The 12,883-nt window shown below is 50.0% G+C and carries 11 protein-coding genes; 5 read left to right on the forward strand and 6 right to left on the reverse strand.

All coding sequences use genetic code 11. The features are described 5' to 3' along the window. Together K2P83_RS11860 and K2P83_RS11865 are read left to right on the forward strand one after the other, a co-directional pair. On the forward strand, positions 1-575 hold a 575-nt coding region (locus K2P83_RS11860; RefSeq protein WP_292929449.1), incomplete at its 5' end, for a YggS family pyridoxal phosphate-dependent enzyme. A 202-nt stretch (positions 576-777) separates the two neighbouring features. Then, complete coding sequence (locus tag K2P83_RS11865; RefSeq protein ID WP_292929451.1) at positions 778-1,275, forward strand: hypothetical protein; 498 nt, start codon at positions 778-780, stop codon at positions 1,273-1,275. Between the two features lie 46 nt (positions 1,276-1,321). Here K2P83_RS11865 and K2P83_RS11870 read toward each other — a convergent pair whose 3' ends face one another. Genes K2P83_RS11870 through K2P83_RS11890 form a run of 5 tightly spaced genes read right to left on the reverse strand, consistent with a single transcriptional unit; the run spans position 1,322 to position 6,898 of the window. After that, positions 1,322-3,472 carry a bifunctional TVP38/TMEM64 family protein/FAD-dependent oxidoreductase gene (locus K2P83_RS11870; protein WP_292929452.1) on the reverse strand — a complete coding sequence of 717 codons (2,151 nt, stop codon included), beginning with the start codon at positions 3,470-3,472 and terminating at the stop codon, positions 1,322-1,324. A 2-nt stretch (positions 3,473-3,474) separates the two neighbouring features. Further along, positions 3,475-4,428 (reverse strand): radical SAM protein, encoded by a 954-nt coding sequence (locus K2P83_RS11875; protein WP_292929453.1) that lies wholly within the window; start codon positions 4,426-4,428, stop codon positions 3,475-3,477. 2 nt (positions 4,429-4,430) lie between these two features. Beyond that, positions 4,431-5,477 (reverse strand): methyltransferase domain-containing protein, encoded by a 1,047-nt coding sequence (locus K2P83_RS11880; protein WP_292929455.1) that lies wholly within the window; start codon positions 5,475-5,477, stop codon positions 4,431-4,433. Between the two features lie 40 nt (positions 5,478-5,517). Further along, positions 5,518-6,207, reverse strand: coding sequence for a TIGR04283 family arsenosugar biosynthesis glycosyltransferase (locus tag K2P83_RS11885; protein WP_292929457.1), 690 nt, complete (start codon positions 6,205-6,207; stop codon positions 5,518-5,520). Beyond that, positions 6,200-6,898, reverse strand: a complete 699-nt coding sequence (locus K2P83_RS11890; protein ID WP_292929459.1) for a DUF2064 domain-containing protein — start codon at positions 6,896-6,898, stop codon at positions 6,200-6,202. The genes K2P83_RS11885 and K2P83_RS11890 overlap by 8 nt, the downstream gene beginning before the upstream one ends. A 120-nt stretch (positions 6,899-7,018) precedes the next feature. Here K2P83_RS11890 and ovoA point away from each other — a divergent pair, with 120 nt between their 5' ends. The 3 genes from ovoA to K2P83_RS11905 all read left to right on the forward strand — a co-directional run bounded on the left by ovoA (position 7,019) and on the right by K2P83_RS11905 (position 10,514). Continuing rightward, the gene (gene ovoA / locus K2P83_RS11895; protein ID WP_292929461.1) at positions 7,019-9,133 is read left to right on the forward strand and encodes a 5-histidylcysteine sulfoxide synthase; all 2,115 of its coding nucleotides are present in this window, start codon (positions 7,019-7,021) and stop codon (positions 9,131-9,133) included. Then, positions 9,130-10,299 carry a pyridoxal phosphate-dependent aminotransferase gene (locus K2P83_RS11900; RefSeq protein WP_292929463.1) on the forward strand — a complete coding sequence of 390 codons (1,170 nt, stop codon included), beginning with the start codon at positions 9,130-9,132 and terminating at the stop codon, positions 10,297-10,299. The genes ovoA and K2P83_RS11900 overlap by 4 nt, the downstream gene beginning before the upstream one ends. Positions 10,300-10,382: 83 nt before the next feature. After that, on the forward strand, positions 10,383-10,514 hold the full coding sequence (locus K2P83_RS11905) for a hypothetical protein (RefSeq protein WP_292929465.1): 132 nt from the start codon (positions 10,383-10,385) through the stop codon (positions 10,512-10,514). Between the two features lie 255 nt (positions 10,515-10,769). Here the strand turns inward: K2P83_RS11905 and K2P83_RS11910 are convergent. Further along, on the reverse strand, positions 10,770-12,883 hold a 2,114-nt coding region (locus K2P83_RS11910; protein ID WP_292929467.1), incomplete at its 5' end, for an EAL domain-containing protein.

Raw genomic sequence — 12,883 nt, forward strand, 5'->3', positions numbered from 1 at the left:
GCCTCGAAATGGGCGAGAACAAAATTCAGGAAGCGCGTGAAAAATCCGAAGTGATGAAAGACTTAGCGATTAAATGGTCGATCATCGGTCATTTGCAAACCAACAAAGCCAAGTATCTGGCGCGCTTCGCCAACGAATTTCAAGCACTCGACAGCCTCAAAGTCGCCGAAGAACTCGACAAACGTCTGCAAAACGAGGGGCGTGCCATTGATGTCTACGTACAAGTGAACAGCTCCGGCGAAGCCAGCAAATTTGGCTTGGCACCGGAAGATGTGCGCGCTTTTGTCATGGAATTGCCCAACTTTTCATCGCTGCGCATCAAAGGACTCATGACACTGGCGATTTTCTCATCCGATCACGACCGGGTGCGCGAATGTTTCATCAAAATGCGTAGCATCCAAGCCATGTTGCGTCAGGAAGCCCCGTCCGGTTTGTCATTCGACGAACTGTCGATGGGCATGTCGGGAGACTATGAGCTGGCGATCGAAGAAGGCGCGACGGTAGTCCGCGTCGGACAGGCGATTTTCGGCAAACGGCCGTTGCCGGACAGTCATTATTGGCCGGGGTTAGGGTGATGGATGATAAGGTGCTATGAGCGAGACACCTTGTGCTTGCTGAATTACCAAACTTGGATAAGATGTAATCTGCTAAATTTTAGGAGGGGGTAAAAATATGATAATTTATAATAAATCGATTATTAGCGATAATTATAATAATTAACAAATTTATGCAGATATTTTGCTTTTTTGGCTATCTGTCTACTTTTAGTTAGCCACTATGAGCAAGAAGCACGCGATGCCGGCGTTTCTTGAGGGCACTGTCACTCCTCAAGCATACGAGCGCTGGTTGCTCGGCAGGGCGGCGGCTCACGTCAAGCGTGACAGAAAGAGAGGGCATACCTGCACGGGTGCGGCGTATCGAGAGAGCATTCATCAGGCCGTCATCAACTCGGAAGGAAGAGACGCCTACACGGGAGAAGAACTCGATTGGCGCCTGATCAGCACATACAGAAACGAGGACTCAGAGCTTGGACGGCACGCGTATAAGGCAGGGTTCGCACTTCTACCAAGCGTAGATCACGTAGCGGCCGAAGCAACCGCTGCGAGTTTCAAAATCTGCGCGTGGCGCACGAATGACGCCAAGAACGACATGTCGGTTGAGGCGTTTGTTGTTCTCTGCAAGAAGGTGCTAGAGCATGCAGGGTACACTGTGGAGCGTCGTGGCTCTCTTAAGAAAAACCTCCCAACTAGAAATCAGGTTCCAGGTCCTGACTAAAGAATTCTTACTCATCAAAATGAGCACACCTTGAACCCGTCATTCCTCAATCAGTTGCACTTTCTTTCCCTCGCTGCTTCGTATGATATTTCTTCACCAACTTGAGCAGCCATTGCGGCGCATGCGTACGTTTCCATTCTCCCGCTGCATATTTATTGGCTTCCGACCAGGTGGGATAGGTATGGATGGTGCCTAGAATTTTGTTCAGGCCTAAGCCATGTTTCATAGCGAGTACAAATTCTGCTAATAAATCACTGGCGTGTGCGCCGGCTATGCTGACGCCCAGAATGCGATCCTTACCCGGTACTGTCAGTACTTTGACAAAGCCCTGTGCCGCTTCGTCGGCAATCGCGCGGTCCAGATCACCGAGATTGAAACGCGTCACTTCGAAGGCGATATTACGTGCTTTGGCTTCATTTTCCGACAATCCTACCCGCGCGACTTCAGGGTCGGTGAACGTTGTCCATGGAATCACCGAATAATCGACCTTGAAGCGTTTGAAATCACTAAATAGTGCATTGATTGAGGCATACCACGCTTGATGCGCGGCCGTGTGGGTGAGTTGGTACGGTCCGGCGACATCGCCGCAAGCATAGATGTTGGGATAAATGGTTTGTAACCAAGCGTTGGTTTCGATGGTGCGTTGTGGTGAAACTGGGATACCCAATTCCTCTAATCCAAAACCTTCTGTGCGAGGCACCCGGCCGATGGCGCATAACAGCGCATCAAACGGCAGCTTGATTTCTTTGCCATCAGTACCGCGTGCCGTCAAATATTGCACATCGCCTTCTTTCTCACAGCGTAGCGCTTCGGTTTGCGTCAGCAGGGTTACGCCATCCGCTTGCAATGCCGCTTTAACCAGCGCTACTGCATCCGCGTCTTCGCGCGGCAAGCAGTCACTCCGCACGACCTGTGTTACTTGGCAGTCTAACCGGGAAAATGCTTGCGCCAGTTCGCAGCCGATCGGTCCGCCGCCTAACACAATCAAGCGATTCGGCCGTTCAGTCAGTGACCAAAGGGTATCGGAAGTGTAATAACGCACCGATTCCAATCCCGGAATTTTTGAAACTACCGGTCGCGCCCCGGTCGCGATGACGATGGCGCGCGTGGTGAGTGTTTGTCCATTGATTTCCACCGACCAGGGCGAAGTCATTTTCGCTTTCCCTTGCAGTACTTCTACACCCAATTGGGTATAACGCTCTACCGAATCGTGCGGTTCGATTGTTTTGATCACGCGCCGGATACGATCCATTACAGCGGCAAAATCATACTGAACAGTGGTCTGTGCAATACCCAGTGATTGGGCGTTTTTTGCCTGTTGCAAGAAAGTGGCGGTACGGATCAATGCTTTGGAGGGCACGCACCCGTAATTGAGGCAATCGCCCCCCATCTTGTGACTTTCAATCAAGGTGACCTTGGCGCGCGTTGCCGCTGCAATATACGCGCTGACCAATCCGGCGGCACCGGCGCCGATTACGATCAGATTGCGGTCAAATTGGCGTGGCTTGATCCAGCGCGCATACAAGCGGCGGATTTTTATCAGCCCGATACCCCAACGGGCTATCCATGGAAAGAGCGCCAACACAACAAACGAAATAATTAATGCCGGAGACATGACATCCGACAAGTGCATGATTGCTGCCAATTGCGTGCCCGCATTCACATAGGCGGCGGTACCAGCCAACATGCCAACCAGGCTGATCCAGAAGAAAGTAGTGCTGCGGATGCTGGTCAATCCCATCAGTAAATTGATGAGAAAGAATGGAAAAACAGGCACCAGGCGCAAGGAAAACAAATAAAAAACGCCATCCTGCTCAAGGCCCTTGTTGATGGTTTCCAGCCGATCGCCGAAACGGCGCTGCACGGCATCGCGCAATACATAACGTGCAGTCCAGAACGCCAGTGTGGCGCCGATCGTGGCCGATACCAATACCACCGGCACACCAACCCATACTCCGAATATCGCGCCACCGGCCAGTGTCATAACCGTTGCGCCGGGGAATGACAACGCAGCCATGACGATATAGACTGCCGCGAAAATACCGGTCACAAGAAACGGCTCTGCCCGGTAGGCTTGTTGTAATGCTTCATGCTGATCTTTGAGCGTTTCCAGCGTGAAAAAGCGCCCCAAGTCAAAACTGAAAAACAACCCGACTAACAAGCCGAGCAGTATCAGTAGCCCCCAGCGGCGTTTCATGGCTATCGCTTCATTTCACTGCACGAAGCGCCATACTGGAAACAGCTATAACAACGATGATGTTTCATACTGACCGGCACTTTCAGACTTGCGGCCAGTGTTGTGCCGAGCACATAATCGGCGTCATCATCCACCAACGTACACGCATAGATTCTGCATTTACCTTCACTCTTTACAACCATGCGGCTGAATGCGCACATAAATTCCCGGCGTGTGGAATCGGTCTGATAATCGACCATGCAACTGTGCGTAATTTGTGGTGCGGTGACTGTGATACCGGGCGGATGGAATTCGGGGAATTCGATGCGCGGCAGATTTTCCGGCAATCCTGCGCCGCGAAAAACTTCCGCAAAACATTTGGCGACTTTATGGCCAGGCAAATCCGGGATGGCTTGATTGGCTACCGATACACTGAATCCCATATCATGCAATGCACAGAGTCCATCCAACGCCATCGAAAACATGCCATCGCCCCGGTTCTTGTCATGCTGTTCCGCTGAGAAATGATCCAGGCTAACGCGAAAATGCACAGCGTTTGGCTGCTCACGCAAGGGTTTTAGTTGCGGTAAGCGTTTAATCAATGGTTCTGTGGCGTTGGTTAGCACCATGCAGGGGCGATGCTGCAGCGTATATTCCAGAATGCGGATCAAGTCTTTGTTAATAAAAGGCTCACCGCCGGTAAAAGAAAACTGTTTGACACCCAATATCAACGCTTCGTCAATAAATGGTTTGGCATCATCAAAACGCATCAGTTGCAAGCGGTCGTCGCCGGGTTTGGAGCCTTCCAGACAAAAAGGACAAGCCAGATTACAAGCGGTACCGGTATGAAACCAGAGTTCTTCTAAAGCATGGGAACGAATAAAGCCGCGTGGTTTGTCATCGGGTGTGACATACCACAGCTTGGAGCGTGAACGATGCTCAGTCGATGCGGGTGTTGGTAGGACGTTGGCATTCATGTTTAACAACACCCGCTGGTCTGATCAACCCTGATCGCATCGTCAAATGGAATCCCCATGCCACAACCCGGGAAAATGCCAAAGTGCTGATCAAAGTTACCGTAAAAATCAAAATGTTTGACAAAGCGTGTGTCATGCAGCATGCGCCAGGTATTGCCGCACACCGGAAACTGTCTGCCGGTTTCGATGAAATGATGCTTATCCAGCCGGAACGCATGGCGATGGTGCGGAATGGTGCCGCGATACACAACGGATTGCCCGTGATCTTCACAAGCCAGTTCCAGATCCTGCAGTTTGAACAAGCGATAGGTCGCCGAATAAAAACGGATGTTGCCCGTTTTTTCCGCCAGTTCCGGGTTGCTAATGTCAATGGGACGATCGTCAATCAGACGCGGATCAGTGAAGCCGTGTTTGCATGACAACTGCAGAAAATCATTCCAATACAGCGCGCCGCTCAGGCATTCGCCATACAGCACCGGGTCTTGGGTTAAAGTCAGCGGAATGCGGCGGTCGCTGTATACATCGGAAAAATACAGTTCTCCGCCGGGCTTCAAGACGCGGAAAGCTTCGCGCAACGCCGCCGCTTTGTCCGGAGCCAGATTAATCACGCAATTCGATACAATCACATCCACGCTGGCATCGGCTAATTCAAGCTCGTGCAATCGCTCGATATAACCGTGCAGGAAACGGACGTTGCTGCGTTTGTAGCCAAAAGCCTTTTGGTGATATTTTTCATGCTGACGCGCAACCGCCAGTTGTTCTTCGGTCATATCCACGCCGATGACCTGTCCTGTTTCCCCCACCAGTTGGGACAGCACAAAAACGTCTCGCCCAGCGCCGCAACCCAGATCCAGAATGGTCAAACCTTGCAGTAACTCGGGCAAAACCAGGCCACAGCCGTAATAGCGTGTTTGCACTTCGGCATGCACGCGCGCCAGCAAAGGTTTTACAAAATCTGGCAAGCCTGCATCCGTGCAACACGCATTGGTTTGCAAATCTTGGCTGCCCGTCAGCGTTTCGCCATAATATTTTTGAACAATCTCTTGCATGGTATTCCTTGTAATTGGATGGTTAGCGTCATTATGTCATTCAAGAGCCACTTTTAGAATGATAACGTGAAGCCAACTCCTGGGGTGTGACGCCGCACATAAAATTTAAGGCCAGCTTGCGATTATGCCAGGTTCTCCGCCACCAGCCATCGCGCTGCCAGCGCCGTGGATCGATAAAAATCGGCGCGGTTAACGGTAAAAACTTGCCAAAGCGGCGTGCAGCGCGTACCAAAGGCACTTCTTCAAACAACGGCCACGGTGCATGCCCGCCCACTTGCTGATAAACCGGGCGTGCGATGAAAATCCCTTGATCGCCATACGGAACCCCTATTCGGCAACGCAAGGCAATCAGTGGTTCCAGGATAAACACCGGCCAAGAACGCGATGCGGCAAAGCGAAAGCGGAAATAACCGCCGGTTGCGCCTTGCTCAATTGCTTTTGTCATTGCCGTCAATGGATCTGCTGATAATAGCGCGTCGGCATGTAAAAACCACAAAACATCGCCTTTTGCCTGCGCGGCACCGGTTAGAAGCTGCTGCCCGCGGCATGGTTCGCTGGCTATCCATTTTGCCGCAAATTGTGCACAGAGTTCTACACAAGATTCACTGTTGGCAGCATCCACGACGATGATTTCCAAAGGTTTGTGTGGTAATTTTTGCAATTGCGCGAGCAAACACGTCAGTTTTTCCTCATCATGGAAACAAGGGACAATGATACTGAAATTAAGCATTGGCGATCTTCAGGGTGGAAATAATATTTTTTGTCAGTTCAAGCAGTGCGCAACGCGCCGGTCGTGAATCTCGTTGCAGCAAAGTAACCAATCTAACAAGATCTTCCATTTCATCCACATCGGTGCCATGTCCGAGTGTTTTCACAGATTGCTTTGCTGTACGGCAAGCATCGATGAGCGCGGCGCCCAGTTGATCGCTACTCCACGGCAAAGCCGATAAATCCGGCCATGCATACCGATTGGCCATCAGCACAACGCCACCATCCAGCGCGGGGATCAACACTATATCTGCGTGCTGCAATGCGGCGCGTGTGGCAGCATAATCTGTTGTATTCAAACCGGGCGAATCGCTACCAATAAATACCAATTGTTTCATGCCTTGCGCACGCAATGTTTGATCCAGTGCATTCAGCCGCTGTCCCAGATTCCCTGCTACCTGAGGGACAATTGTCACTGAAGAAGGAATCGGTGCTGAAAAAGCCCGCGCCCAATCAACATCCTCCACATTGGCAGGAGCAATCACCACAGGACCTGGCCAGTCACAGGCATCTTCCAGCGCACAAGCCAATAATGCCTCAGCAACTTTTTGGGTCATTCCATTGCCTAAATTCGCTGCCAATCTTTGTTTGCCGATACCGGGCGCGGGCTTTTTGCAGACAAGAATTAAAGTGGCTTCATCCATTATTTTCATTTCATTTTAAGCGCGATCGATCAAGGATAAATGACTTTTATCCCGATTGGGTATGATCTAAAAAGTTTGAGGCGTTATAATACCGGCCAAAGAACCGAACAATCCGTTAAAAATTACGATATGTCACAACCATTATTTCAAAGAACACCATTACTTGACGGCGCCGATGTCAACTTGAAACGTGAAGAGATACGTACGTATTTTCACGCCACGCTGAATTGTTATGAGCAGCTTTTTGAAACACTGCGCAATGATGAAGCCTACTATAAAAAACCCATTTCACTCCGTCATCCTTTGATTTTTTATCTGGGACACACGGCCACATTTTTTGTCAACAAGCTGATTCTCGCCGGACTCATTACCGAACGCATCAATCCCAGACTGGAATCGATTTTTGCTGTCGGTGTCGATGAAATGAGCTGGGACGATCTGGATAGTGCGCATTATGATTGGCCTGCCGTGGAAGAAGTGCGTGCCTATCGCAAAACCATGCGAGCCGTGGTCGATAAATTGATTGCCACGATGCCGCTGACTTTACCAATCACCTGGGACAGTCCTTGGTGGCCGATTCTAATGGGCATCGAACATGAACGTATCCATCTGGAAACCTCTTCCGTATTGATACGCCAACATAAACTTGAATTTGTGCAACCGCATCCGGATTGGCAACCTTGCCGCAAATCCGGAACCGGGCCAACCAATGAACTGATTCCCGTTGCAGCCGGAACTGTGACCATCGGCAAAAGCAAAACCGATCACTCGCATTATGGCTGGGATAACGAATACGGCTTGCACAACGCGGATATCTCCGCGTTCCAGGCGAGTAAATTTCTGGTCAGTAATCAGGAATTTTTACCTTTTGTAACAGCCAATGGTTACCACACGGAGAGTTTTTGGCAGGAAGAAGGCCGTTCATGGAAAAAATTTACGCTGGCTGAACATCCCGCTTTCTGGGTATCCAAAGACGGCGCTTGGTATTTGCGGGTGATGACCGAAGAAATGCCGATGCCGTGGGACTGGCCGGTCGAGGTCAATTATCACGAGGCAAAAGCGTTTTGTAATTGGAAAGCGGCTACCACCGGACAACCTGTGCGATTGCCGACGGAAGACGAATGGTATCGGTTGTACGATGTCGCCCAGTTATCCGAGGTGCCGGTTAATACACCGGCTGCTGGCAATCTGCATTTGGATTATTACGCATCCAGTTGCCCGGTGACCGAATTTCCGCAGGGTGAATTTTTCGATGTCACCGGTAATGTCTGGCAATGGACTGAAACGCCTACTTATCCCTTTGCCGGTTTTGATGTGCATACGTTGTATGACGACTTCACCACGCCCACTTTTGACAATCAGCACAATCTTATCAAGGGCGGTTCCTGGGTTGCTTGCGGCAATGAAACGCTACGCAGCGCACGTTACGCATTTCGCCGGCATTTCTTTCAGCATGCGGGATTTCGTTATGTCGTCACCGACACACCGGCGATTCTGCAAAGTTCCAACTATGAAACTGACAAATTGCTGTCGGAGTATGCTGAATTTCATTATGGCGATACCTATTTTGATGTGCCGAATTTCCCCAAAGCCTTGGCAGAAATTGCCATCGCTGCGATGGGTAACCGGCCAAAACGCACGGCGCTGGATTTGGGTTGCGCATCCGGCCGTTCCACATTTGAATTGGCGCATGCTTTCGATCACGTTACCGGCATAGATTTCTCCGCGCGCTTCATCGGTCAAGGCGTGCAACTGGTGCAGCAAGGCATATTGCGCTACACGCTGACCGACGAGGGCGAACTGGTATCCTACAAGGAACGCACACTGACCAGCCTGGGACTGGACGCGATCAAACACAAGGTCGAGTTTTTCCAGGGCGATGCGTGCAACCTGAAACCTATTTTCACCGGTTACGATCTAATTCTCGCCGCCAATCTGATCGATCGTCTGTACGATCCGGCCAAATTGCTCAACAGTATTCACACGCGCATCAATAGCGGCGGCTTGCTGATGATCACCTCGCCGTACACCTGGTTGGCCGAACACACGAAGAAAGAAGCCTGGGTCGGCGGATTCAAGCGCGATGGAGAAAATTTCACCACCTTGGACGGCCTGAAAGAAATTCTGAGCAGTCATTTCCGCTTGATTCAAGGCCCGCAAGCCGTGCCTTTTGTCATTCGTGAGACCAAGCGTAAATTCCAGCATACGCTGTCAGAAGTCACGATCTGGGAGAAGATTGCTTGAGTAGTGGTTTTGATTTTGACCACGAAATCAACCGCGAAGGCACTCACAGCGTCAAGTATGACGGGCGGCAAAACATGTTTGGCAAAAGCGACGTCATTCCAGTGTGGGTGGCCGACATGGATTTTGCCGCGCCGCCCGCAGTCACCCGGGCCCTGAATGAACGTGCCGCTCACCCGATTTATGGCTACACGCTTTTCCCGGACAGTTTATACGATGCCCTGATTGGCTGGATGCAGCGGCGTCATGGCTGGCCCATACAGCGTGACTGGATCATTCTGTGTCCCGGCGTGGTTCCCTCTATCAATGCGGCGGTGATGGCGTTTACGCAACCCGGCGAATCCGTCATCATCCAACCCCCGGTGTATTTCCCGTTTTTCTCCGCCGTCACCCAAACCGGTAGAAAACTGATCCAAAATCCGCTGCATCTGGAAAATGGCCGCTACACCATCGATTTTGACCACCTGGAGCAATGCGCCAAGGAAGCGAAACTGCTATTGCTTTGCTCGCCGCATAACCCAGTCGGCCGAGTCTGGCAACCTGCTGAACTGAAGCGGCTACTAGAGATCGCTGAGAAAAATGATCTGATCATTTTCTCCGATGAAATTCATGCCGACTTGATTTACCCCGGCAATCAACATCACACATTGGCCGCTTTTGCGGAACACACTGCAAAAATCATCACCGCTGTCGCGCCGAGCAAAACCTTCAACATTCCCGGATTGAACCTGTCCACGCTGATTATTCCCGATCAATCCATCCGCAACGCCGTCACACAAGTGTTTAACACGCTGCATATCAGCGCATCCAACCCGTTCAGCATCGCCGCCTTTGAAGCCGCCTACCGCGAAGGGGAAGCTTGGTTGGAACAACTATTGATTTATCTGCGTGATACGCGCGATTGCGTGGAATCCTTTCTGGCCGAACACTTGCCGGAAATCAAAGTCATTAAATCCGAAGGCACGTATTTATTATGGCTGGATTGCCGGGCATGGAATAGGACCGACGCGCAACTGAAGCATTTCTTCATCCATGAAGCGGGGGTCGGTATGAGTCCGGGCATTCTGTTCGGTACGGAAGGCAGAGGGTTTATGCGGTTGAATATTGGTGCGCCGCGTCAGACGGTTTTGCGGGTGTTGGAGAGAATCTGGCAAGCGAAGAACAAATAATCTCGATATTATAGATTGACTTGTTTAGTTTTGTGTTCTAACTTGTATTTGTCTAATTCTAATTAAATGTTTATAAACATAATGTGGCCTATGCACTTAAAATTTTAGTTTCTGCCATTATCATCGTGGTTGTTTCCGAGCTTGCCAAGCGCAGCTCTCTTTGGGCTGCTATTTTGGCTTCTTTGCCACTGATTTCTCTTCTGGCTTTTATTTGACTGTATTTGGACACCGGTGATGTACAAAAAATCTCGGTACTTTCTCAAAATATTTTTTGGCTGGTATTGCCATCTTTGGCTTTCTTTGTGACGTTACCCCTGTTAATCCGGATGGAAATTAACTTCTGGCTCAGTCTACTGTTAGCATCCCTGATCACTGTATTAGCATATTTTGTGATACTTAAAATTTTGACAGTTTTTAGTGTCCGTATTTAGTGGCTAGCATATTGAAGCAACGAAAATAATCCTACGGCATCACTTACCAGTATTTGCTGATGGTGTTGCTTTCTGAGACACACTTAAAGATTTTTCCGAACTGAACTGAAATAGCTGCGGCTCAGCGAGCCAGAATCCCTGTGCATAATCGATACCCATATTTTCCAGAAGTTGCAATGTCTGGGCGTTTTCGACCCATCCGGCGATGGTTTTGAGCCGCATGACATGTCCGATGCGGTTGATCGATTCGACCATCGCATGATCAATCGGATCGGTGGCCATATCCTTGATCAGCCGTCCGTCGATTTTCAGATAATCCAGCGGGAAGTTTTTCAAATAACCGAATGACGATACGCCACTGCCAAAATTGTCGATGGAGATACGGCAACCCAATTCTTTGAGGGTTGAAATAAAATGCGTGACATGCTTTAAATCAGCCAGTGCAATATGTTCGGTGATTTCAAAACAGATATTGGCAGGATTTATTTTGCTGGCTCTGATGCTGTCCACTGTAAAATTGAGAAAATCCGTGTTTCCAAGCGCTTGTGCGGACAAGTTGATGGTGTAAACGGCGTTGGATGGCTGGCGAGCGTGCGCCTTGAGTAATTTGAACAATTGCTGTATTACCCAGCGATCGATCATCAGCATCTGATCATGCCGTTCGGCAGAGGGAAGAAACGCGCCCGGCATGATCAATTGGCCGTGCTCATCCTTCAGGCGCAGCAGGATCTCTCCGTGTTCCTCCAAGCCATTTTTTCCGGAAATCGCCCGGATTGGTTGCAAATACAAGTATAGCCGCTGATCGGCAATGGCTTGTTGAATACGCGGCAGCCACTGCAGCTCACCCGATTTTTGCTGCTTGTCAGCCGATTGATACACATGAACCCGGTTCCGTCCCTGATCTTTGGCCTCATAACACGCGCTGTCGGCTGCATTGAGTGCATGGGCAAGACCTTCATTGGCGTGGGTGATGGGGAACAATCCGATGCTGACGCCAATCGTGAACGTCTTGTTTTGATAGTGATAGCGATAGTTCTGCACCAGTTCACGCAAAGTCTGGGCGACTTGTACTGCTTCATTTTGCGGGCAATGTTCCAGAATAATGCCAAATTCGTCGCCGCCGAGCCGTGCCAGCGTATCCCGTGTACGCAGCTTGGATTGGAACAGAACGGTCACCTGGCGCAACAATTCATCTCCGGCGCTATGCCCGCAAGAGTCATTGATGATTTTAAACTGATCCAGGTCGAGATACAGCAGCGCATGCATGTCATTTTTGCGCGTCGATGCCAGGATTTTGCTGAGGCGGGCTTCAAATTCCTTGCGATTCAACAGACCAGTCAGCGAATCATGCGTTGCCTGATAGACGAGTTTTTGCGTTATCTTGCGTTGTTCTGTGACATCCCGGAAAGTTAGGACTGCTCCGATCACGTGTTCTTGCTCATTCTGAATCGGTGCGACGGAATAATCGATAATCCATTCTTGCTTGTCTTTACGGATCAGCAGGCACTCGTGATGGTCTTTGGTACTCCCGGATTTACTTAAGTGTTCGGCAAACGGGTCTTTAACGGGCTTCCGGGTTGCCGTATTCAGAATGTTAAAAACGTCCTGCAGTGGCGCACCATTTGCTTCCTGGTTGTGCCAGCCGGTGAATATTTCTGCGACCGGGTTTAAATAGGTAATTTTTCCGCTGGAATCGGTGGTGATCACCGCATCCCCGATACTGGCTAGAGTCACTTGAAAGAGCTCTTTTTCCTGATGCAGAATATCATTGGCTAAGGCGAGTGCTTCCGTGCGCTCCATGACACGTTGTTCCAATTGTTCTTTGACAGTTTGTAATGTTTTCTGCGACTGGTCTTTTTCTGCGATTTGCGTTTGTAAAACCCGATTGATCGCGTTCTGGCGATCCTTGGCTTGGATCAGACGCTTTAACAGGTCGAAATTTTCGAAGCGGAATTTAAGTGATTCCGAGATGGTGTGGTACAGCCGATGCGATATGCTTCCCATCGCAAAAACAAAAAGCAGGTAAGTAAGTGCAAGGATGAGATGAATGTCACTTTCATGCGTGATGACCTGATATGTTGACGCCGGTCGGAAATTGACCAGAAAAGCCTGATTGTACCGGTTGAAAATTGACCAGGTAATTTCACGTATCC

The sequence above is a fragment of the Nitrosomonas sp. genome, assembly GCF_019752415.1.
Lineage (GTDB): Bacteria > Pseudomonadota > Gammaproteobacteria > Burkholderiales > Nitrosomonadaceae > Nitrosomonas.

What these genes read in the sequence shown, in the direction of transcription:
- K2P83_RS11885 (WP_292929457.1), bottom strand. Translation starts at nt 6,207, where the DNA reads ATGCTTAATTTCAGTATCATTGTCCCTTGTTTCCATGATGAGGAAAAA.
- K2P83_RS11890 (WP_292929459.1), bottom strand. Translation starts at nt 6,898, where the DNA reads ATGAAAATAATGGATGAAGCCACTTTAATTCTTGTCTGCAAAAAGCCC.
- K2P83_RS11880 (WP_292929455.1), bottom strand. Translation starts at nt 5,477, where the DNA reads ATGCAAGAGATTGTTCAAAAATATTATGGCGAAACGCTGACGGGCAGC.
- K2P83_RS11875 (WP_292929453.1), bottom strand. Translation starts at nt 4,428, where the DNA reads ATGAATGCCAACGTCCTACCAACACCCGCATCGACTGAGCATCGTTCA.
- ovoA (WP_292929461.1), top strand. Translation starts at nt 7,019, where the DNA reads ATGTCACAACCATTATTTCAAAGAACACCATTACTTGACGGCGCCGAT.
- K2P83_RS11865 (WP_292929451.1), top strand. Translation starts at nt 778, where the DNA reads ATGAGCAAGAAGCACGCGATGCCGGCGTTTCTTGAGGGCACTGTCACT.
- K2P83_RS11870 (WP_292929452.1), bottom strand. Translation starts at nt 3,472, where the DNA reads ATGAAACGCCGCTGGGGGCTACTGATACTGCTCGGCTTGTTAGTCGGG.